The sequence below is a fragment of the Thermobaculum sp. T2p genome, from assembly GCF_059335935.1.
Window position 1 is genome coordinate 66,156 of record NZ_JANZYQ010000005.1, and the last position, 18,943, is coordinate 85,098.

At 44.5% G+C, this 18,943-nt stretch carries 22 protein-coding genes; 9 read left to right on the top strand and 13 right to left on the bottom strand.

From position 1 onward, the window contains the following. Positions 1–14 precede the first annotated feature (14 nt). Complete coding sequence (locus N2245_RS02305; protein ID WP_494535112.1) at positions 15–1,247, top strand: MFS transporter; 1,233 nt, start codon at positions 15–17, stop codon at positions 1,245–1,247. On the opposite strand, the gene N2245_RS02310 is transcribed toward N2245_RS02305, so the two are convergent. From N2245_RS02310 to N2245_RS02320, 3 genes are all read right to left on the bottom strand, one after another. Continuing rightward, on the bottom strand, positions 1,213–1,455 hold the full coding sequence (locus N2245_RS02310) for a hypothetical protein (RefSeq protein WP_494535113.1): 243 nt from the start codon (positions 1,453–1,455) through the stop codon (positions 1,213–1,215). The two genes, N2245_RS02305 and N2245_RS02310, sit on opposite strands and share 35 nt — an antisense overlap. An 86-nt stretch (positions 1,456–1,541) precedes the next feature. Beyond that, entirely contained in the window at positions 1,542–1,808 is a 267-nt protein-coding gene (locus N2245_RS02315; RefSeq protein ID WP_494535114.1) for a hypothetical protein, read from the bottom strand. A gap of 217 nt (positions 1,809–2,025) precedes the next feature. Then, positions 2,026–2,751, bottom strand: a complete 726-nt coding sequence (locus N2245_RS02320; protein ID WP_494535115.1) for a CPBP family intramembrane glutamic endopeptidase — start codon at positions 2,749–2,751, stop codon at positions 2,026–2,028. 91 nt (positions 2,752–2,842) lie between these two features. On the opposite strand from N2245_RS02320, the gene N2245_RS02325 reads away from it, so the two are divergent. The 8 genes from N2245_RS02325 (at position 2,843) to N2245_RS02360 (ending at position 9,904) form a co-directional block, all read left to right on the top strand. After that, positions 2,843–3,325: a Fur family transcriptional regulator gene (locus tag N2245_RS02325; RefSeq protein WP_494535116.1), complete on the top strand. Its 483-nt coding sequence runs from the start codon at positions 2,843–2,845 to the stop codon at positions 3,323–3,325. Between the two features lie 6 nt (positions 3,326–3,331). Further along, complete coding sequence (locus tag N2245_RS02330) at positions 3,332–4,273, top strand: metal ABC transporter solute-binding protein, Zn/Mn family (RefSeq protein WP_494535117.1); 942 nt, start codon at positions 3,332–3,334, stop codon at positions 4,271–4,273. Continuing rightward, on the top strand, positions 4,264–5,031 hold the full coding sequence (locus N2245_RS02335) for a metal ABC transporter ATP-binding protein (protein ID WP_494535118.1): 768 nt from the start codon (positions 4,264–4,266) through the stop codon (positions 5,029–5,031). The genes N2245_RS02330 and N2245_RS02335 overlap by 10 nt, the downstream gene beginning before the upstream one ends. A 7-nt stretch (positions 5,032–5,038) precedes the next feature. Next, positions 5,039–5,881 carry a metal ABC transporter permease gene (locus N2245_RS02340; RefSeq protein ID WP_494535119.1) on the top strand — a complete coding sequence of 281 codons (843 nt, stop codon included), beginning with the start codon at positions 5,039–5,041 and terminating at the stop codon, positions 5,879–5,881. Positions 5,882–6,019: 138 nt separating this feature from the next. Continuing rightward, positions 6,020–6,769 carry a hypothetical protein gene (locus tag N2245_RS02345; protein WP_494535120.1) on the top strand — a complete coding sequence of 250 codons (750 nt, stop codon included), beginning with the start codon at positions 6,020–6,022 and terminating at the stop codon, positions 6,767–6,769. Between the two features lie 190 nt (positions 6,770–6,959). Continuing rightward, positions 6,960–7,682 (top strand): metal-dependent transcriptional regulator, encoded by a 723-nt coding sequence (locus N2245_RS02350; RefSeq protein ID WP_494535121.1) that lies wholly within the window; start codon positions 6,960–6,962, stop codon positions 7,680–7,682. Then, positions 7,675–8,994, top strand: a complete 1,320-nt coding sequence (locus N2245_RS02355) for an Nramp family divalent metal transporter (protein ID WP_494535122.1) — start codon at positions 7,675–7,677, stop codon at positions 8,992–8,994. The genes N2245_RS02350 and N2245_RS02355 overlap by 8 nt, the downstream gene beginning before the upstream one ends. Before the next feature lie 22 nt (positions 8,995–9,016). After that, positions 9,017–9,904 carry a universal stress protein gene (locus tag N2245_RS02360; RefSeq protein ID WP_494535123.1) on the top strand — a complete coding sequence of 296 codons (888 nt, stop codon included), beginning with the start codon at positions 9,017–9,019 and terminating at the stop codon, positions 9,902–9,904. A 112-nt stretch (positions 9,905–10,016) separates the two neighbouring features. On the opposite strand, the gene N2245_RS02365 is transcribed toward N2245_RS02360, so the two are convergent. From N2245_RS02365 to nrfD, 10 genes are read right to left on the bottom strand one after another with little or no spacing between them, the layout of a single operon-like run. Next, the gene (locus N2245_RS02365; RefSeq protein ID WP_494535124.1) at positions 10,017–10,442 is read right to left on the bottom strand and encodes a cytochrome C oxidase subunit IV family protein; all 426 of its coding nucleotides are present in this window, start codon (positions 10,440–10,442) and stop codon (positions 10,017–10,019) included. Further along, positions 10,442–11,146: a cytochrome c oxidase subunit 3 family protein gene (locus N2245_RS02370; protein WP_494535125.1), complete on the bottom strand. Its 705-nt coding sequence runs from the start codon at positions 11,144–11,146 to the stop codon at positions 10,442–10,444. Before N2245_RS02370 ends, N2245_RS02365 begins: the two co-directional genes overlap by 1 nt. Further along, positions 11,139–12,785, bottom strand: a complete 1,647-nt coding sequence (gene ctaD / locus N2245_RS02375) for a cytochrome c oxidase subunit I (protein ID WP_494535126.1) — start codon at positions 12,783–12,785, stop codon at positions 11,139–11,141. The genes N2245_RS02370 and ctaD overlap by 8 nt, the downstream gene beginning before the upstream one ends. Positions 12,786–12,812: 27 nt before the next feature. Further along, positions 12,813–13,832, bottom strand: a complete 1,020-nt coding sequence (gene coxB, locus N2245_RS02380; RefSeq protein WP_494535127.1) for a cytochrome c oxidase subunit II — start codon at positions 13,830–13,832, stop codon at positions 12,813–12,815. 3 nt (positions 13,833–13,835) lie between these two features. Next, the gene (locus tag N2245_RS02385; protein ID WP_494535128.1) at positions 13,836–14,699 is read right to left on the bottom strand and encodes an SCO family protein; all 864 of its coding nucleotides are present in this window, start codon (positions 14,697–14,699) and stop codon (positions 13,836–13,838) included. Next, positions 14,696–15,181, bottom strand: a complete 486-nt coding sequence (locus N2245_RS02390; RefSeq protein WP_494535129.1) for a hypothetical protein — start codon at positions 15,179–15,181, stop codon at positions 14,696–14,698. Before N2245_RS02390 ends, N2245_RS02385 begins: the two co-directional genes overlap by 4 nt. Then, entirely contained in the window at positions 15,168–16,409 is a 1,242-nt protein-coding gene (locus N2245_RS02395) for a hypothetical protein (RefSeq protein WP_494535130.1), read from the bottom strand. Before N2245_RS02395 ends, N2245_RS02390 begins: the two co-directional genes overlap by 14 nt. Beyond that, on the bottom strand, positions 16,406–17,023 hold the full coding sequence (locus tag N2245_RS02400; RefSeq protein WP_494535131.1) for a c-type cytochrome: 618 nt from the start codon (positions 17,021–17,023) through the stop codon (positions 16,406–16,408). Before N2245_RS02400 ends, N2245_RS02395 begins: the two co-directional genes overlap by 4 nt. After that, entirely contained in the window at positions 17,010–17,555 is a 546-nt protein-coding gene (locus N2245_RS02405; protein WP_494535132.1) for a DUF3341 domain-containing protein, read from the bottom strand. Before N2245_RS02405 ends, N2245_RS02400 begins: the two co-directional genes overlap by 14 nt. Continuing rightward, positions 17,552–18,943: an NrfD/PsrC family molybdoenzyme membrane anchor subunit gene (nrfD, locus tag N2245_RS02410; protein WP_494535133.1), complete on the bottom strand. Its 1,392-nt coding sequence runs from the start codon at positions 18,941–18,943 to the stop codon at positions 17,552–17,554. Before nrfD ends, N2245_RS02405 begins: the two co-directional genes overlap by 4 nt.

The following is an 18,943-nucleotide window of genomic DNA, read 5'->3' on the forward strand; positions in this document are numbered from 1 at the left end:
TATGGAGAGAACTCTTGGGACAGAACGCACGAATTCAAACAATACAGAGTTATTCTTGGAGTCCAACTAGAGCCTACATAGTATTATTGCTTCATTTCGCCTATTTCGGTATCAACCTGGGAGGCCTAGGAGTCCTATGGGCACTGATAATCCGAGAGCTTGCTATTAGCAAGGGTGTATTTGGGGGACTGCAAGCAATCCCTGCATTTCTGGGCATGCTTGTCTTACTAGCAGGAGGAAGTATAACTCTAAGAGTTGCCAAGAAACTGGTTGGCATCACAGCACTAATCTGTCTAGCAGCGGGCTCTCTACTCCTATCAGTAGTAAGTAACCTCCCTGAGCTTGCATTAGTGATGATGACCCTAGGAGTAGGCGACGGGCTAATGGATCTATCCATCAACGCCGCATCAATTGATTGGGAAAAAGCCACCAAGAAGCATGCCCTCAACATCATGCACGCAGGGTTTGCTGCTGGAGCAATGTTAGGCTCCTTTGCAACTGGTTGGGCTATAGGCCTAGGATGGAGCTACCGATTAGTACTGTTATTGGTAGGGCTATTCGGAATTCTCGCTTTGTTGGCAACTGTTAATATCAAGTACCCTCCGAGTGACATAGAATCAGAAAGTACAGGGTTATCTCAGATATTAGCTCTGTTATCGAAACATAGAAAGCTGAGCCTTATAGCTCTAATGTGCAGTCTAGGCGTAATGGGAGAGAGTGTGGCCAATCTTTGGACAGTCATTTATCTCCAGGAACTAGGAGCCAGTACAAGTACTGGAGGTGCGGCACTAGCAGCTTTCAATGGAGCCATGCTTCTAGGGAGGTTAGCTAACGCGCCCTTCGTAATGAGATTTGGAGAAAGAGTTTCCCTAGTCACTTCAGGAATATTGCTGTTGTTAGCTAATCTACTCCTATTTGTTCACAGCATCCCGACAGCAATATTCGGATTTGTACTCACTGGCTTAGGGTCTGCAGGAGTAATACCTACAGCTCTAGGATTGGGGCATAAAGTTGCTCCTAATATAGATAGCGGAGCAATAGCTGGCATCTCCATGGCGGCTGTTTATGCCTGCTTCATATTATGTCCACCAGTAGTAGGGTTGATAGCTGACAGCGTGTCGCTAAGAGCTGCGATGATCCTTATAGGACTAAGCGGACTGTTTGTGCTTTTGCTAGTTGTGGCAGCAACAAGCAGCCCTTCAGATGCGGATGTTAGCAATTATGGTGCATCTCCAAACGCCACTTAGAAGCCAGATCCCGAACTGATTCTGGACCATGCTGTTCAATATAGGCTACTAGCAGATTCAGATATCTTACCGCCTGAGGAGATAATTCGGTAGGCTCTCCTCGAGCCGCTGCCTGAGCCATCTTTATGCAACCTAGAGGGTCAATCTTGATTTTGACCGCTTCTCTTGGGGTCAGGCGTCTTAAAGCATCCCTTAGCTCCTCTTCCACCTCAATTACCTCCATCTACAAATTCAAACAATACGAGCAACAAAAAAGCATATGACATAATAGTCATATGCTTGATACAATGCTTACTATAGAGCGGGGTCTACACTCTCTAACCTAGCAATATCCATCTCTTTTCCTCTAATAGACATTAGGTATGAATTATCCGAACACTTTGAGGTCAGGCGCTTGTATTTAATTTGATTACGGGTGTCTATAGTAATCAGATAATTCTCCATAGCAGAGATAATAGCCTCTAGTTCCGCAATTCTCGTCCTATATCTTTCACAGTGGGGACAATTACTATTGTGGTCAATAAACTCGAATTCGACATTATTTATGTTCTTCAGTGGCATCGACTTTCCTCCTTCAACTGTAAGGTAAGGACTATCACTAAGCGAAACAAGTAAAAGCAAGTCATATTCCAGCTAGCTTAGAATAACCAACTATACCCTGCTAATTTCAAGTCCAAGTTGGCACAGATTTTGCTCATAGAGACACTGCAGGCAATCCTTCCTCTCACGCTTGGTGTGTCCCAATATGTGTAAGCTGTCGACGGGACACACCATTTTATTAGCCTCTCATAGTGATATAAATAAGAATCACCATTGTAAAGTTGTTCAAGAAATGCAGAAACATAGAAGGATATAGGCTGTTGTATCTTTCGGATACCCATGCCAGAAAACACCCAGCAACAAATAACAAGGGCAGTATAACTGGTATGAAATGCACTATTGCGAATATAAACGAAGTAATTATTATCGACAAAAACACTCCTAAACGAGGTCGCAAATAACGATATAACACGCCTCTAAATACAGTCTCTTCTACAATTGGTGCGACTATTGCTATAACAAAGATCACTCCAATTAAGTCGGCTGGTGAAGATATAACGCGAGCTATTTCCTTAGTCTGAGGATTATCATATGGACCTATGAAAGCGGACGTAGCAGAAGCAACTATGATGTTTACAAACCACATAAATATGAAGACGGGAAACATTAAGTATATAGATCTAATGGAAACGGCGTTGAACCCCAGATCTTTTGGAGATACTCTTCTAAGCTTTATCATCCAGAGCCATATACTAAGAGCAAAACCAAGATAGAGTAAAAATGTAAGGAGAACAAACTCGGTAGCCCCAGACAGTTTAGAATTCAAGAACAGCTCAGATACTAAGAGCCCAATAACAGCGGCTAACACCCCAAGAAATAAACCAAGGAAAAACACAACTATAACATCCAGAATACTCCAAGACTTATATGATCTACTTTCAACATCCTTTGAAGTAACTTGCATCTAGGCAAATTCCTCCCTAACTGCTTAATAGCCTGTCAGACAAACAAAGCTAATGCGTAAGCTATATGAGAATTATAGTTTCTGTTAAGGCTTGACAGAGATAAATAATACTAGTATCATTTATCTCGAGATGAGAAATAGAGAACTACTTCTAAGAAAGCTTCTTGTAAATGCTGGTTACAAGAATACCCCATCCAGGGCAAAGATTGTATCCCTAATAAGTAAGCGAGAGAGCTTCACAACCGCTGAGATACTGGAAGAAGTGAGCCAAAGATTTCCTGATATCGGCAGAGCAACTGTATTTAGAACGCTTGACACTTTACTAACACTGGGAGCTTTAGACAAAGCTAAGCTATCCGAAGGCAAGGATGGTTATATTGTTTGCGGTCCTCCTCACCACCACCATATAGTATGTACCGAATGTGGGAAGATAGGTGAGGTAAACAGCGATAACCTTGAAAAAGCCCTAGAGAAGGCTGTTGAACAACTTGGTTTTGAGCTTAGATCTCATTCAATAGAAATCTCCGGGCTGTGCGAATCATGTCGCACAGCTTCTCAAACCCGTAGATCGTGAGGAAACATGCGAAGATTTATACCCCTATTATTAGCGATAATATTTCTAATAGTATCCTGCGGTTCACAAGGCAACAGTCCTGTTGAACACACAGGAGTCAAAGTAGTCACATCTGTTTATCCTCTATATGAGGTAGTTCGTGAGGTGGGAGGGAGCAAAGTACAAGTTACGAATTTGGTTCCTGCCGGATCTGAGCCCCATGACATGGAACTAACGCCAGGGGATATAAATACCCTAAGATCTGCTAAGCTCATTGTGTACATAGGAGGTGGTTTTCAACCGGCGCTTGAAGAAGCGTTACGAGATATTGATTCTGAGATTGTAAAGCTGGATGTAACCAAAGGTCTGCAAACCATACCCGCATCTCAAGCTGAAGGATCAGAACATGACCACGGCGAAGAGCACACCTCGGAAGATCTGACGCTTGATCCCCATGTCTGGCTCGATCCGATTCTGATGAAGCAGATAACCTATGAAATAAGGGACACACTAAGCCAGATAGATCAAAGAAATAAAGCTTACTACGAGGAGAATGCTTCTAACTACGCCAAACAGCTTGACCAGCTAAACTCTGAGTTCGAGATGGGACTTAATAATTGTAGAACAAGGTATTTCATTACGAGCCATGCTGCTTTTGGATATTTAGCTAGAAGATACAATCTAACCCAAGTACCTATAACAGGTATATCCCCAGAATCAGAGCCCTCTCCAAGGAGGATGCAAGAGATAGTAGAACTGGCAAAGAAGTATCAAGCTAAAGTGATATATTTCGAGACGCTAGTAGACCCAAGAGTGGCAGAAACTATTGCAAATGAGGTAGGAGCAAAAACCATGGTTCTCAATCCCATAGAGAGCCTTACACCTGAGCAGGAGAAAGCAGGTAAAGACTACATCGAGATAATGAAGGAAAACTTACAGGCCCTGAGGGAAGGATTAGGATGCAAGTAAACTTACAAAACCCGGAAATTATCCTAAGACTAGATCATGTCACCTTCAGCTATACGTCCTCACCAGTAGTAGAGGATGTCAGCTTCTCTGTGAGTAAGAGCGACTTCCTTGCCATATTAGGGCCTAATGGCTCTGGCAAATCAACACTTCTAAAACTTATAGCCGGTTTGATCAAGCCTGATAGTGGGCAGATTGAGATCTTTGGGCAAGACATAGAGAGATTCAATCAGTGGCCAAGAGTAGGTTATATGCCCCAAGTGTCTTCGGTGAGGCCTGGTTTTCCCGCAACAGTTGAAGAGGTAGTCCTATCTGGGAGGGTGGGAAGGAAAGGGTTCTTCAGGCGATTAGACAAAGCTGATAGGAGCAAAGTGCAGTCGATCCTAGAAGAGTTGAAAATAGATCATTTAAGTAGACATGTCGTTGGCGAACTATCCGGGGGACAATACCAAAGAGTGATGCTGGCACGTGCATTAGCCTGTGATCCCGATCTACTACTGCTTGATGAACCTACCGCTAGCGTGGACCCAGAGACCAGACACAGCATTATGGAACTACTAAACCGCATGAGATATGAACAAGGACTATCAATTATCAACATCTCACATGACCTAGACACGATAAAAGGATATATAAACAGAGTTATCATATTCAACAAAAGGATTATATTTGAGGGCACTCCAGAAGAAATGGATGTACATCTAGCAGCTCAACAGCAGATTCTGGAAGCAATAGCAGCTTCCGATCATCACCACGGTTAGAGAAAACATGCAGGACATCATATTTGCACTAAGCCAAGACTACATGCAAAGAGCGTTGATAGCTTCAATCATTGTGGGCATAAGTTGCCCCACAGTTGGTCTTTACTTAGTGCTGCGTAGGTTATCTCTGATAGGAGATGGGTTAGGGCATGCTGCGTTTGCAGGGGTAGCCGCAGCTTGGCTGGCCGGCTTAAATCCTATACTCGGAGCAGCTATATTCGCCGTTGCAGGTGCTTTGGGAGTAGAGAAGTTAAGGTCTTGGCGCAGAGAGCATGGTGATTTGGCACTTGCTATAGTATTCTACTCAGGCATTGCCCTAGGAGTAGTACTAACTAGCTTAGCTAGACGCATGAACCTAAGCCTGTTCACTTACCTCTTTGGCAGCATTCTAACCATAACCGATACAGATCTTCTGATAATCGGCATTACAGGTGCTTGTGTAATAGTTATAGTTATTATGCTCTACAAAGAGCTCTTCACACTTACATATGACGAAGATATAGCAAAAGTATCAGGACTACCAGTAAACCTACTAAATTATCTTATCGTCCTGTTAGGAGCCATAACTGTTGTCTCAGCCTTACGGGTGGTGGGCGTGCTGCTTGTAGCCGGTATGCTAGTTATACCCGTTGCTTCCGCATTACAAGTAGCTAGAAGCTTTAAGCAAGCATCTATATACTCTATTTGTTTTGGCCTGGCATCCACAATTTTTGGTCTAGCTTTTTCTTATATTCTGGACCTAGCACCCGGTGGAGCCATTGTGCTTACAGCGGTAATATTATTTACATTCTCATCAATTCTACCATCCCGCAACAGAAAAGCATCCCGACTTTTTCTGAGCGCAAAATAAACCATAACCAAGTATAAAAATCTCCTTCTAGTCTTAATCCATCCCGATAGCTCATGCGTACATCTATTAGAGGTACAAAGAGCCTAGGGTGGCAGGAAGAAACCTGAATCAAAAAAGCTGGAAGGAGGGGTAACCCAAATGGTAAAAAGACTTATAGCCATAGTGGCAGCCTTTGCACTTGCACTAGGACTGTCGGTATCAGCATTTGCCGGCGGTGGGCAAGCTCCTACTGGCAGCATCGCCATTATGAAGCATGCTTGTCCAGAAAATATCAAGAATATTGACGACTTCAATGCGCTCGGATCATTCTTGAATCAAGTCCTCACATGTCCTGTAGTTACCAGGCCTGGAGACAACGGTCCAGCTGGAGCAGTCAATGGAGGGCATGTAGACTTCAACTTCACGGTAATGGACAGTGCTGGCCATACCTATAATCTGGATGATGCTAAGTTCATGCCAGCTAAGCTGTGCGAAACTGATCTGAAGACAGATGTAAATGGAGATGGAAAGGTATCCGCTGATACTTGTGTGGATATCTCCCATTACGTAATTAGTGGTGTTGCTAAAGGTAAAGTAACTATCACCGAGAGCCAGCCACCTGCAGGACATATGTTTGGTGCCCTACTGTTCACACCACAGGCTCTTGGAGCCAATCAGGATGCCAACACCCTGGTAAGCGCCAGCAACGGAACGATAGTCCTAGATACCACCAAGGACAATGATGACAGCGTGATGCTACATGTCTACAACTTCAAGACTGGTATGCCATCAACTGGTGCTGGTGGTATGGCACATAATAGCAACCTACCAGTAGCCGGTATGGCCCTTGGTCTATCCATGCTGGTAGGTCTTGGAGCTCTAGGCACCCTGGCTCTATGCCGCAGGTAACCATATAAACCACCCAGGCTCGAGTCTAAGCCCCCAAGTGATTAGATCACTTGGGGGCTTAGTTTTCTTTGATACGGTCAAGAAAAATTTATTAGCCGCCCTTTGATTGTCTCTCCCCCTACAATACTTGTTTATTAGAGAAAACCAAAATATAATTTAACCGAGGCTAAAATTCGGAGAGGTAATAAAAATGTCCAGGTTAGGAGAGGCCATAGAAGACTACTTAAAGGCTATTTATATGCTTACCCATGAAGAAGGCTCTAGTAAAGAGGTGGCAAACACACAAGAAATAGCTGATTACCTGGAGGTATCGCCAGCATCAGCTAGCAAGATGTTAGTCAAGCTGGACAGAATGGGCCTGGTTAGTCATGAGCCTTATAAAGGAGCCAAACTTACCACCCAAGGCGAGAGAGTAGCACTCGAGATCGTTAGACATCATAGGCTTATAGAGCTTTACCTACATAAGATGCTCGGCTATGGATGGGAAGAGGTACATGAAGAAGCAGAAAAGCTAGAACACTACATATCGGAGCAGATGGAAGAGAGGATGTTTGCTGTTCTGGGCAAACCAGAGACGGATCCGCACGGAGAAATAATACCCAGTACAGAGGGCAGCCTCACACAAAACCAAGAGAGGCATATTAACAACCAGATTCCTATAGATGAGCTGATTTGTCCAGCATCGGTAATCATTAGGCAAGTAAAGACTAACTCCCGTGAGAAGCTAACTTATCTAAGGGATATAGGACTAACACCTGGTCAGGAAGCGAAAGTATTAAGGAAGATACCCTTTGAAGGAGGTCTGATTGTCAAGATAGGGGATAGAGAACACTACCTTAGTCCTTCTCTTTCAAAGGATATATTTGTTTCTCCCTCATCTGATTCCACCTCCATGGAGAGAAACAATGAGTGATGAACACAGCAGTCCATACGAAGTTGCAAGAAAGGGACAGGGTACAGTAAGCGTCTCCATGGAGGTATTAGAAGGCAAAAGTCGCAGATTATCCTTAGCAAAATTGTTGCCCTTTTTGGGGCCAGCATTTATAGCCTCAGTTGCATATGTAGACCCTGGTAACTTCGCTACTAATATCCAGGCAGGAGCGCAGTATGGATACCTACTTATATGGGTCATAGCGCTCAGCAACATCATGGCTATGTTAATACAATCGCTCTCTGCCAAGCTTGGAATAGCCACGGGCAAAAACCTCCCTGAAGCCATAAGAGATCATGCACCGAAGCCTATTGTGTGGTTTATGTGGGTCCAGGCTGAGGTAGTCGCTATGGCTACAGACTTAGCCGAATTCTTGGGGGCGGCCTTAGGCTTTCACTTGTTGTTTGGGATAGATTTATTCTTAGCTGGGATCCTGACAGGAATAGCTACCTTCCTTATACTAGGTTTACAGCGTTACGGGTTTCGCCCATTAGAAGCTGTAATCACTGCTTTCTTAGCTGTAATAGCTGTGTGCTATGTGATTGAGCTCTTTCTTGTAAAGCCTGATGTAGGATTGATAGGACAATCTTTACTAAAACCTAGATTTTCCGATACCGAAAGCGTCCTCCTCGCAAGCGGCATACTCGGAGCTACTGTAATGCCACACGTCATCTATTTACATTCTTCTCTTACACAAAACCGAATAATCCCGCGTAATGTACAACAAGCCAAAAGAATTTACAGATTCGAGATTATAGATGTTGTAGTAGCTATGGGAATAGCTGGCTTTGTAAACGCCTCGATGCTAGTAATGGCAGCGGGAACATTCTTTCATACAGGCAGAAGTGATGTAGCAAGCATAGAGCAAGCCTATGAAACTCTTACTCCATTGTTAGGGGGAGCTGCTAGCACAATATTTGCCATCTCCCTACTTGCTTCTGGCTTATCATCATCGGCCGTGGGAACAATGGCTGGCCAAGTAATAATGCAAGGGTTCATAAGCAGGAAAATAGCAATCTGGCTAAGAAGACTGATAACCATGTTACCTGCACTCGTTGTGATAGCTCTTGGCTTAGATCCTACAAGAACATTGGTTATCAGCCAAGTAACCCTATCCTTTGGTATACCCTTTGCTCTAGTACCTTTGCTGATCTTTACCAGCAAAAAGAGTATTATGGGTGATCATTTAGTAAATAGAAAGTTCACCATTTGTATAGCTAGTATTGTTGCTGCACTTATAATAAGTCTAAATCTACTTCTGCTTTATGAAACCTTCAGTGGAATAGTGAGATAACATCCCACAGGAGGGCGCTGATTTGTTTGACAGAATACTTGTTCCATTAGATGGGTCTAAAATGGCCGAAGCAGCCATTCCATGGGCCTTACTGCTCGCCGAAAAAGCCGGTTCGAAGGTGATATTGGTTCATGTTCTAGAGAAAAGTCCACCAAAAACAGTTCATGGAGAGCCCCATATTAAGGATCCTCAAGCGGCAGAGATTTACCTAGAAGGGATTAGGAATACCTTTCCTTCTAGAATTCCTGTAGATATTCATATTCACACGGTACCCGAGGGTAATATAGCTGCAAGTATAGCAGAACATGTAAAAGAACTAGGAGCGGATCTAGTCATATTAACCGCGCATGGCAGACAGGGAATAAGAGGTTTAATTTTAGGCAGTATTGGGCAACAGGTACTGCGTGCTACTTATACTCCTATATTGCTTTTAAGGGCAGATGGCACTAAGGCAGACATTCCATTTATAGATACTATACTTCTGCCTCTTGATGGCACGGAACAATCTGAAAGAGCTTTACCCTTAGCTGTTGACGTAGCTCGTATATTGAAGGGTAAGCTACTACTACTACTTGTAGTGCCTACCGTTGGAACTATAAGAGGTGATACGGCCGCTACAGCTAGAATTTTGCCCTTGGCTACCTCAGCAGTTTTAGAACTACAGAGAGAGAAAGCCACTCAGTATTTAGATGACATCAAACACAAAATTTCTCATGAAATAGAAGTCAAATCTGAAGTGTTAAGGGGAGATCCCATTGAGGTAGTAGCTCGAGAAGCTAGTAAATCGGAGATTAGCCTAGTGGTAATGGCTACACACGGTCATCCTGGGTTTGCAGCTATCTGGTCGGCGAGCGTCGGATCGAGTGTACAATCGAGAATAGATAAACCCATGTTGTTGATTAGACCGTAATTACGTTGCGTCACCTTACCTTTAAAAATAAAGTAAAAATAGAGAAGGAGTAGCATTATACTTTTCAAATGCGAAAATTGCTACTTCCTTCTCTCTTAAGGATCAAGATCTACTAGTGGTTAGTTTGCTCACTATTGACCTGCTGCACAACTGGCGCTACTCCCGGCACATTGGGTGCTGCTGATCCGCCCTGGTCCCAATGCCTGCTAGCATAATCAGACATAGTTAATATCACCATAATCCCAAACCATATGAAGCCCGCTAGGACGATCATCCTTAAGACAGATCCACTCCAGCGAACGTGCATGAAGAACAACAACACCAAGAGCATCTTAGCAACAGCTATCGACATAGCAACAATTGTATTAAATTCACCTAAGTGAACGGTAGCCACCAGAACAGTAACTATAGTAAATAAAACTAGCGCGATATAAACTGCTAGATAGGTCTGCCAAGAGACAACATGGTGTAGATGACCTACCACGTTTTCTTCATGCTCTAATACAGGCTCACCTGCAGCATCATGCGTTATAGTCATTAGTGACCACCTCCAAATGTCACTCCTCCCATCAGGTAGAGCAATGGGAACAAGAATATCCACACTATATCAACGAAGTGCCAGTATAGACCTGCGACCTCCAGAGGAGTGTAATAGCCAGAATGAAAAGTATTTTTCCAAGCCTTATAGGCCATATAAGATAAGATTCCAATTCCGATCAACACGTGGATACCATGCAGGCCAGTCATAACGAAATAGAAAAGCATGAACAGCTCAGTTTGACGGCTGTACTCCTCAGAGTTGAACCACTTACCAGGCAACAATCCTTCGTGATAGTGGGCTGAGTATTCTACATACTTATTTACCAGGAAGAGAAATGCACAAAGTATTGTTATCAGTAAGCACCAGATAGTAAGCTTGTTTCTGTTAGTCTGCGCTCCATATATTGAAAGGGCTACAGTAAAGCTACTAGTAATAAGAACCAGGGTATTTATACCACCAATGATCCAGTTCTGATGTAGGGTAGCTTCGTGCCATGCTTGTGGATATAAAGCACGATAAACAATGTAACCCAAGAACAGGCCACCGAACATCATGATTTCAGTGGATAGGAAGATCCACATCCCGAACATGGATGCTCCGTACTGCTGTTCTGGAGTATCGAACTGATGCTTCAGTGCCGGGTCCTCATGATGAACCTCAGCGGTATGTGTAGATGTTACAGCTATAGTGCTATCAGCCAACGACTTCCTCCCTTACTTGAGAGTAGTGGTGAGGCCCAGTAGTAACGACTGGAGTCTCTAGGAAGTTCTGGGTTGGAGGCGGTGTTGGTGTTTGCCATTCGAGACCTGCAGATCCCCAAGGATTAATAGGAGCCTTTTCACCCCACTTTAGAGACCAAAGCAGATAGAATACTGGCAGGATAAAACCCACACCGAGTATGCTAGCCCCAGCTGTAGACAAGACGTTGAACACCTGATACTGAGATGCATACTCATGATACCTTCTCGGCATTCCCTCAAATCCAGCAATAAACTGTGGGAAGAAAGTTAAGTTGAACCCTATGAAAACTATCAGAACAGACAGTTTCCCAAGCAGCTCTGGATACATTCTACCAGTCATCTTTGGCCACCAATAGTGCAAGCCTCCAAGATAGGCTAGCATCATACCACCAACCATTATGTAGTGGAAGTGAGCAACCACGAAGTACGTATCGCTTAGATGCACATCAGTAGCAAGAGCAGCAAGATATAGGCCAGTCAAACCTCCTATTACGAACAAGCCTATGAAACCCAATGCATACAGCATAGGAGTCTGGAAAGAAATGGAGCCTTTGTATAGAGTAGCCGTCCAGTTGAATACCTTTATAGCTGAGGGTATAGCAACCAGGAAACTAAGGGCCGAGAAGATCATACCAGCATATACCGACTGACCTGCCACAAACATGTGGTGACCCCAGACGAGGAATCCATACACTGCTATAGCAACGCTTGCCAGGGCCACAAACTTATAACCGAACACGTTCTTACGACTGAAGCAAGCTATCAGTTCGCTTATCACACCCATGCCTGGAAGTATCATTATGTAAACAGCTGGATGAGAGTAGAACCAGAACATGTGCTGGAAAAGTATTGGATCTCCACCAAGTTGAGGGCTAAAGATCCCAACTCCAAGCACTCTTTCGACTGCCACCAAGAGTAGAGTGATCGCTAGCACAGGAGTAGCCAGCACCTGAATCAAGCTAGTAGCGTAGAGAGACCATACAAACAGAGGTAGGCGGAACCAGGTAAGCCCTGGGGCTCTCATCCTATGGGTAGTCACTATGAAGTTTAGTCCCGTAAGTATCGAGCTAAATCCCACAATAAATATGCCCAGGGCTACAGGAACAATATGACTGTTAGCGTATGTTGTGCTATAGGGCGGATAGAAAGTCCACCCACCATCAGCACCACCTAGTATCAATCCTGCTAAGATCCAAAGTGCACCAAACACGTAGATGTACCAACTCAGGAGGTTCAACCTTGGGAAGGCAACATCCCGTGCACCCAACATCATAGGAAGTACAAAGTTACCTAACACAGTCGGAATCGAGGGTATCAAGAACAGGAAGACCATGATTATACCATGCATGGTGAACGCCCTATTATAGGCATCAGCATTGAGCAGGTCTCCCTGAGGAGTGAGCAGCTCAAGACGAATCAGGCCTGCAGCAGCACTACCTAATATGAACATCAAAGATATTGATATCAGGTATAGTATTCCTATTCGCTTGTGGTCCAGAGTAAATAACCAAGACTTTAATGAGTAATCGGTATTGAGGTAATTAACCTCCTCTTCATAGATGGGCTTTTCGTAATCTACAGTTCTAGTTACAGTTGCCATTTTGTTCCACCTCACCTTCCAACTACGCTACTGCCCTGATTGCACAGCAGGTGTAGGGCTCGCAGCCGGAGTGGTACTACCCTGACCCTGAGCCGCACCCTGTGAGCTACCTAAAGACTTTATGAACTGTATAAGCTGCAGTATATCTTGCTCCGTTACCTGCCCTTGGAAAGTAGGCATTATCGGCTGATAGCCTTTGACGATCTTAGCTTGAGGGTTTAATATGGATTCCCTTATATAAGCATCATCAGCTGTAACTGTCTGGCCATTCGAAAGCTGTACTTGGCTTCCATATAAACCAGCCAGTCTAGGTCCAATGTTGCCCTCGCCATTCTGGCCATGGCAGCTTGCACACCCTAGAGACTGGTAAAGCTGTTGACCAGCAGATTGAGAAGAAGCTTGGGACCCCCCCATAGCCCCACCAGAGGTGCTAGCAGAGGTCGTTCCTCCAGAAAGCCAAGCCTCGTAATCTTGAGGGGACATAGCATAGACCTTACCAATCATCTCAGAATGACTAGTACCACAGTACTCGGCGCAGAATAGATCATAAACACCAGGCTTCTCAGCAGTAAACCACATAGTTGTGTATCTACCTGGAATTACGTCCTGCTTAACCCTAAATGCAGGTATGAAGAAGTCATGTATTACATCCTGAGAGGTCATCACCAACTTTACCGGTTTACCTACTGGTACATGCAGCTCATTGTTCTCCCATTGACCAGTTGGTTGTTGAGCCTTCCACATCCACTGTCGACCTACTACATATATAGTCGTGGCATCTTGAGGCGGATTATACATATGCACATAAACAACCGCAGCCCAAGCAAAAGTTGCAAGCGCTATAATCGTAGGAATAACAATCCAAGCTATCTCTAGTCTGTTATTTCCCTCGATTGCTGGAGGAACATACCCAGCATATCTCCTTCGGTATCTAACCGCAAATACGACTATCAGTATGAAGACACCGACAGCGATAATTGCGGCAAGAATAGTTATAAACCAAAAAAGCAGATCTACCTGCCCCGCAAAGTTGGAGGCTCCTCGCATATCTCAGACCACTCCTCTCATTGACTTCTCACCGTTGTTTCGCTGGTGCTCCTTCCTCCACCAGTAAAACACAAAACTGCCAAGAATCAAAACTGTGAGCACAAAACCCGCCCTTATAAGATTCATTACAACGAAATCATACTTACCAGTGACCGGATTATAGTGATAGCAGAAAAGAACTGCCTGATCTACAATGGACCCAATCTTATTACCTGATGCCTCAATCAATCCCAGTTTAAGGTCAGTAGGAGATGAAGGCAAGCCCATAAAGTACCTAGAGATCTTACCCTGAGGGGTCAGTACTATCAATACTGCAGGGTGTGCATATTGATCAAGTTTTGCATCATATGCATACCTCACCCCTACGGCGTCCGCTAAACGTCTTATATTACTCTCAGTACCAGTTAGAAAGTGCCAACCAGCAGCTGCTTCCGGTCGATTATATTTTGCTAAGTACTTAGCTTTTGCCTTGGCAGCATCAGCAGGCCCTTCCCTAGGGTCGATAGCGACGGTAACAATTTCATACTGCTTTCCAACCGTGAAATCCATATTCTTTATGGTGTTGGCAAGACTATCTAAAACCAATGGGCACAACATCGGACAATCAAAGTAGTTCAAAGTTAACGCAACTGGCTTACCCTTATTGAAATAATCACCCAAGCGTACAGTCTTGCCATTTTCATCTTTGAATGTTAGGTTTAGCGGGACTGCATTTCCCATTCTCTGGTCTACACCCACTTTATCTAATAACGAAGGTGGTGGGCTAGCACCAGACCACTGGCTTGAATCATCAGCCAAAGCCGTATCATGACTCGCCAATACCAATGAAACCAAGACTATAGCCATCAGACGGCATAGAGCTTTCATCTTTGCGCCTCAACAGGTCTCCCAGAACGCCAATCTACAGGTGCATCTTTTCCTACATCATTATAAGTCTTACCTTGCTCATGACGTAGGTTTTCATTGGCTATTATCTCCATAGCTCTATCTATGGGTATCTGTACTATTCCTTTACTTCTATCAATCCACCTGTAAGTGTTGAGTTTTTGATCCTCTTCTTCTCTAAGAGCCTTTAGATCAGCAGGTTCGTTGACTTGTAGAGGAGGGTTTGCAGGTTGAAGCGTAGGGACAGGGCTAACCTGAGGAACTTGAGTTACTTGCTGACCCCTACTTGTTAGCCAGTTGAGAAGGAACGCGGATACAACGAATACTACAAAAACCCCAAAGGCAATGGCCAAACCAGCTATAATTATACCCCTAACATTTACATCTCTGTCTTCATGCTCGGGCTCAGGTATCTCATCTAGATTGAAATTATTGATCTGGTTTTCATCTCTATTGTGCGACATTTTGCTCCAACTCCGGATGCCACCTTGGATGTGTTACAGGTACTACATATAGAGGGATTAAGGATCTAGCAGACAGTCTCCAGAAGTACAGTGCCAGCCATACCCCTCCAATAGCAAGCCACAGAATAAAGTCCAGCCAGTGAATGCGGAAATGCCCCTCGTTAGGAGCTATAGAAGGTATAGTTATCCAAATCACATGAACAAACTGCGCAACAAAGAGGAAGGCAGCCAACAATGATAGAGTCCTGGGACTCCTCTTCAGAGGCACAGATAGCAAGAGCAAGAAGGGGATAAAGAACATTGATAGAGCAACTATCAACGCCACCCACTGCCATCCTCCAGTCATCCTATGTTGGTACCACACGACCTCAAATGGAAGGTTGGCAGACCAGATAATAAGAAACTGAGCAAATGAGAGGTATGCCCACAAGATCACGAAAGCATGGAGAAGCTTACCAAAGTCGTGAAAATGAGCAGGTGTCATCACGTTGGATAAAGGCCCTCTGGAAGTCAAAATTGAGACCGTGATTATCACCAATGAGAAAGCCCCAAGCACCCCACTTATTCCAAATATTGCTCCAAATATGGAAGAAAACCACTCAGGATCAAGAGACATCACTAGATCTATGCTTGCAAAGAAGGTAGTAAGGGCAAACAGTACTAATCCAAGAGCACTAATTCGGACAAGCTTACGAGAGACCGCTAGAGATGGATTGCGATCTAACTCTGACGACCATCGGTTGAGAAATATTGCTAGCAAAGACCAGATCACGAAGTATATAACCATTCTTATTACAAAGAATGGTACGTTCAAGTACAGCTCCTTAGACTGAAGCATATGATTTTCTTCCATTACATGGGGATCTACCCAAGGCCAAACAACACCATTATGTGTAAGCACCACGTATAGCAATGGCAAGAATAAAATTCCCATCACAGGGATAGTGCTAGCTCCAGCCTCCAGGAACCTGCGAATAGAAGCGCCCCATACACCCTGAGTCATGTATTGAATCATCAGTAAAGCAAGACAACCCAAGGCAATAAGGGTCCAGTAGGTATAAGCAAACAAATAGGATCTGAAGAACTGGTCCGAGTCGAAAGCAAGACCTAGCAGCGCTAAGACTATCCCAACCAGACCAACAACTAGCGATATCATCTGTGCCCTCTTTATTCCAGAGGGCGCTGGTATTGGAGTCTCGATCACAGGAACAACTTCATGATGACTCACTTCTCAAGCTCTCCCCTCTTATCTGCAGGTACATCTTGGATAGTAGCATTATGACTTAGCTGAAGCGCCCTTATATAAGCGATTATCGCCCACCTGTCTTGTGGAGATACCTGAGCCTTGTAATCAGGCATAGCGCCAAACCCGTTGGTGATAACATCAAAGAAGTGTGAAGCGGGAGCGTTTATAAGTCTCTGTTCATAGAACGAAGGCGGGTGCTTGTACCCTCGCTTCACGATCATACCATTACCATCCCCGGCACGTCCGTGACAAGGAGAACAGTAGATGTTAAATCTTTCCTGCCCCCTTTCTAGGACCTCCTTCGTAATAGCGAAAGGATAAACATCCTGACTCGCTGAAGTACTGCCTTGACCGGGAGTTGGCGTTCCTATGGGCCCATAGAGTATGGGATCATCATCCAGTTGCCCTCTAGCTATAGTATGCGCTGGCGGCTGTCGGGCTGATAGCTTATCAGGGAAGAAATCACTTTCCTCGTAAGGATATATATGAGGCTGCTCGCGCATGTTACCAGCACAAGCAACTAATGTGCTGCTGATCAACAATACTAATAACAGAACAAACCTATGTTTATCTAGCAACATCCTATGGAGCAACATCTGAAACCTCTACAGCACCTAGACTTTTCAAGAATTCCCTAGTGTAAAACCTATCAAACTTAGGGTCTCTAGCCTCAATGCAAAGAAAGAATCTATCTTGAGAAGCACGCTCGAAGCCAGGGACGTTGAATACTGGATGGTAAGGTTCCGGCAATCTGTTGAGTGCCAGCATGCCAAAAAAAGCAGAAAGGGCACCAAACAGTATCATCAGCTCGAATATGATGGGTACCCACATCGGCCAGCTGACCAAAGGCTTTCCAGCTATATTCAATGGATAAGCAATAACTGTTACCCAATACTGAAGCAACCACCCAGTAACTGCTCCAGTTAGGCCAAATATAAGGACTATCAAAGGCACCTTGCTCTTAGGAGCGCCTATAGCTTCCGGTAAACCTTGTACAGGAATTGGGCTATAGGCATCCATATTTCTATAGCCTTCCTTATAAGCCTCCCTAGCTGCATGCAGCAAGCTGTGTTCATCTTCAAATTCCGCCATTATGCCGTATATGGGACCACTTATGATCGTACTCATGCAGTCATCTCCGTAGGCTCTTTCTCTTCAGCTATGAGCTCCTTAACCTCGGACATAGGTATAGCAGGTAGCACTCTAATAAAGAGGAACATCAGTGTCATGAAGAAACCTATAGTTCCAATAAACGTCAGCCAGTCCCAAACTGTACCGGCATACATTGCCCATGAGGAAGGCAAGAAATCTCTGTGCAAGCTCGTAACCACTATCACGAACCTCTCCAGCCACATTCCTATATTGACGAACATCATCACCACAAATAAGGCTGGCAAGTTATAACGTACCTTACGGAACCAAAGCGCCTGAGGAGCAAGCACGTTACAAAGCATCAACGAAGCAAATGCCCACCAATATGGACCGACTATTCTGTTGTATATGAAGAATTGCTCGTAGGTCTCTCCCGAGTACCAGGCCGTGAAAGCCTCACATAGATAGCCGTAGTTAACAACTAATCCAGTCAGCAAAGTGAACTTGGCCATGGCGTCTATGTGACGCATGGTAATCACATCCTCAAGATGGTAGAAGCTGCGCAGAGGAATGGCTATGGTCAGCACCATGGCAAAACCAGCAAAGATAGCACCAGCCACAAAGTAGGGCGGGAATATAGTTGTGTGCCACCCTGGCAACAGCGATTGGGCGAAGTCCAAGCTGACTACGCTGTGTACTGAAACGACCAACGGGGTGGATAGACCTGCTAGCAATAGATAGGCTTTCTGATAGTTGTTCCAGTGTCTTGCAGACCCTCGCCAACCAAGAGCAAATATCCCATATAGAACTTTAGATATCCTATGTTTAGCCCTATCCCGCATAGTGGCAAGATCTGGAATGAGACCTGTATACCAGAAGATCAAAGATACCGTACCGTAAGTAGACACCGCGAACACGTCCCACATGAGAGCGCTGCGGAACTGAGGCCACATACCCATAGTGTTAGGATAGGGGAACAGCCAATAGAACAGCCATGGACGACCAAGGTGAAGTATCGGGAACATACCCGCCTGAACAACCGCAAACAGCGTCATAGCCTCAGCTAAGCGGTTTATGGCATTTCGCCACTCTTGATACAGCAGCAATAGAATGGCCGATATAAGAGTTCCAGCGTGACCGATTCCGATCCACCAAACGAAGTTTATGATCGCAAAACCCCAACCTACAGTAGTGTTTATTCCCCAGATACCTACACCCTTAATGAATAGCCAAGTTACTGAAACAAGAAGTATCATAGTCATTGCAAAGAAAAACGTAAAACCAACTATCCATCCCTTAGGGGTACGGGTAAATACTATAGAGCTTATCCTCTCTGTGACGCTAGTAAGATTGTGCTTTGGCGATACGAGAGGTTCTTTGGGAGGGGTTACCACATATTGGTTTTGAGTTGCTTGATCCGCCAT

What these genes read in the sequence shown, in the direction of transcription:
- N2245_RS02335 (WP_494535118.1), top strand. Translation starts at nt 4,264, where the DNA reads ATGCAAGTAAACTTACAAAACCCGGAAATTATCCTAAGACTAGATCAT.
- nrfD (WP_494535133.1), bottom strand. Translation starts at nt 18,943, where the DNA reads ATGGCGGATCAAGCAACTCAAAACCAATATGTGGTAACCCCTCCCAAA.
- N2245_RS02345 (WP_494535120.1), top strand. Translation starts at nt 6,020, where the DNA reads ATGGTAAAAAGACTTATAGCCATAGTGGCAGCCTTTGCACTTGCACTA.
- N2245_RS02315 (WP_494535114.1), bottom strand. Translation starts at nt 1,808, where the DNA reads ATGCCACTGAAGAACATAAATAATGTCGAATTCGAGTTTATTGACCAC.
- N2245_RS02320 (WP_494535115.1), bottom strand. Translation starts at nt 2,751, where the DNA reads ATGCAAGTTACTTCAAAGGATGTTGAAAGTAGATCATATAAGTCTTGG.
- N2245_RS02390 (WP_494535129.1), bottom strand. Translation starts at nt 15,181, where the DNA reads ATGTCGCACAATAGAGATGAAAACCAGATCAATAATTTCAATCTAGAT.
- N2245_RS02405 (WP_494535132.1), bottom strand. Translation starts at nt 17,555, where the DNA reads ATGAGTACGATCATAAGTGGTCCCATATACGGCATAATGGCGGAATTT.
- ctaD (WP_494535126.1), bottom strand. Translation starts at nt 12,785, where the DNA reads ATGGCAACTGTAACTAGAACTGTAGATTACGAAAAGCCCATCTATGAA.
- N2245_RS02355 (WP_494535122.1), top strand. Translation starts at nt 7,675, where the DNA reads ATGAGTGATGAACACAGCAGTCCATACGAAGTTGCAAGAAAGGGACAG.
- N2245_RS02365 (WP_494535124.1), bottom strand. Translation starts at nt 10,442, where the DNA reads ATGACTATAACGCATGATGCTGCAGGTGAGCCTGTATTAGAGCATGAA.
- N2245_RS02400 (WP_494535131.1), bottom strand. Translation starts at nt 17,023, where the DNA reads ATGTTGCTCCATAGGATGTTGCTAGATAAACATAGGTTTGTTCTGTTA.
- N2245_RS02385 (WP_494535128.1), bottom strand. Translation starts at nt 14,699, where the DNA reads ATGAAAGCTCTATGCCGTCTGATGGCTATAGTCTTGGTTTCATTGGTA.
- coxB (WP_494535127.1), bottom strand. Translation starts at nt 13,832, where the DNA reads ATGCGAGGAGCCTCCAACTTTGCGGGGCAGGTAGATCTGCTTTTTTGG.
- N2245_RS02340 (WP_494535119.1), top strand. Translation starts at nt 5,039, where the DNA reads ATGCAGGACATCATATTTGCACTAAGCCAAGACTACATGCAAAGAGCG.
- N2245_RS02330 (WP_494535117.1), top strand. Translation starts at nt 3,332, where the DNA reads ATGCGAAGATTTATACCCCTATTATTAGCGATAATATTTCTAATAGTA.
- N2245_RS02350 (WP_494535121.1), top strand. Translation starts at nt 6,960, where the DNA reads ATGTCCAGGTTAGGAGAGGCCATAGAAGACTACTTAAAGGCTATTTAT.